At 40.8% G+C, this 1,496-nt stretch carries 3 protein-coding genes; all 3 read left to right on the forward strand.

Annotation, left to right across the window (positions count from 1 at the left end; genetic code table 11):
* The first annotated feature begins 32 nt into the window (after window positions 1-32).
* Window positions 33-740: a cytochrome c-type biogenesis protein CcdA gene (gene ccdA, locus RAC86_RS38575; RefSeq protein WP_015383767.1), complete on the forward strand. Its 708-nt coding sequence runs from the start codon at window positions 33-35 to the stop codon at window positions 738-740.
* 88 nt (window positions 741-828) lie between these two features.
* Window positions 829-1,191, forward strand: a complete 363-nt coding sequence (locus tag RAC86_RS38580; protein ID WP_003245707.1) for a response regulator — start codon at window positions 829-831, stop codon at window positions 1,189-1,191.
* Window positions 1,192-1,269: 78 nt separating this feature from the next.
* Window positions 1,270-1,496, forward strand: a 227-nt coding sequence (locus RAC86_RS38585; RefSeq protein ID WP_377886942.1) for a CcdC protein domain-containing protein, incomplete at its 3' end; no start/stop codon positions are given.

The following is a 1,496-nucleotide window of genomic DNA, read 5'->3' on the forward strand; positions in this document are numbered from 1 at the left end:
GAAGGAATGTCAAATCATGAAGGGATGATGACATGGGAGACGTGAATTATTTTTTGACATTCGGTGCGGGTTTTTTATCCTTTATTTCGCCTTGCTGCCTGCCGCTTTACCCAGCTTTTTTGTCATATATTACAGGGGTCAGCATGGACGATGTAAAAACAGAAAAGCTGCTGCTGCAGAAAAGAAGCTTGTTTCATACTTTGTGTTTTCTGCTTGGCTTTTCAGTCATTTTTATTGCTTTAGGCTATGGAACATCTTTTATTGGCAGCCTGTTTAGGGATTATCACGATGCGATTCGGCAAATTGGCGCGTTGCTTATTATTTTGTTCGGTTTCATTACACTCGGTGTGTTCCGGCCTGAGGCTATGATGAAAGAGCGGAGAATCCATTTTAAGCATAAACCAAGCGGGTTTTTAGGGTCGGTCTTAATCGGAATGGCATTTGCAGCTGGATGGACACCATGTACCGGTCCGATATTAGGTGCTGTTATCACACTTGCAGGCACCAATCCGGGCTCAGCAGTGCCATACATGATGTTATATGTACTCGGTTTTGCGGTACCGTTTCTTTTATTGTCTTTTTTTATCACAAAGCTGAAGTGGATAAGGAAGAACCAGCTTTTCATTATGAAAGCTGGCGGCGTTTTGATGATTGTGATTGGTGTGCTGTTATTCTTTAATTGGATGAGCCTGATCATTATTTTACTGTCAGATCTTTTTGGAGGCTTTACTGGTTTTTGAAGGTAAATTACTTTCGTACTACTACTAATCCTTTTGTTTTTGGTACAATAAGACTATTATCTGTGGAAATCGATTGTTGGAGGGGAATATGACAAGAGTTTTAGTTGTAGACGACGCCAAGTTCATGAGAGTGAAAATCAGAGAGATCTTGGAAGAGGCAAATTACATAATCGCAGGCGAAGCGGCGGACGGTGAACAAGCAGCTGACCTGTATAAAAAACTGCGCCCGGACCTTGTGACAATGGATATTACAATGCCGGTGAAAAACGGCATAAAAGCGCTTCGTGATATCTTAACCTTTGATCCTAAAGCGAAGGTCATCATGTGCACCGCCATGCGCCAGCAAAGAATTGTAACGGAAGCAATTGAGCTGGGGGCAAAGGATTTTATTGTTAAGCCGTTTGAGGAAACAAAAGTGCTGGAAGCTGTAAGCCGCGTTATGGGACATTAAAGTCATTTCTTTTCAAAATGGTTTTTTTTATTGTTTTGGAGTATAGTATATAGTATCAACACTCCGAGAAACAAAGGAATGATAAGTATGATGATTATAGTTTCATCGATTATTGCTGTGTTAATGGCTGTAGCTGTGATGGTGGTCAGAATAAAGTCCTCTGACAAGCCCGTTTCACCAAAAAAAATCATTCTCCCGCCGATTTTTATGAGTACGGGAGCGTTAATGTTTTTATTTCCGGTATTTTGGGTAACTGGTGCAGAGTTTTTGGAAGCATTCACTTTAGGTGTGATTTTCTCTATTTT

It is taken from the genome of Bacillus sp. LR_5 (genome assembly GCF_042709275.1).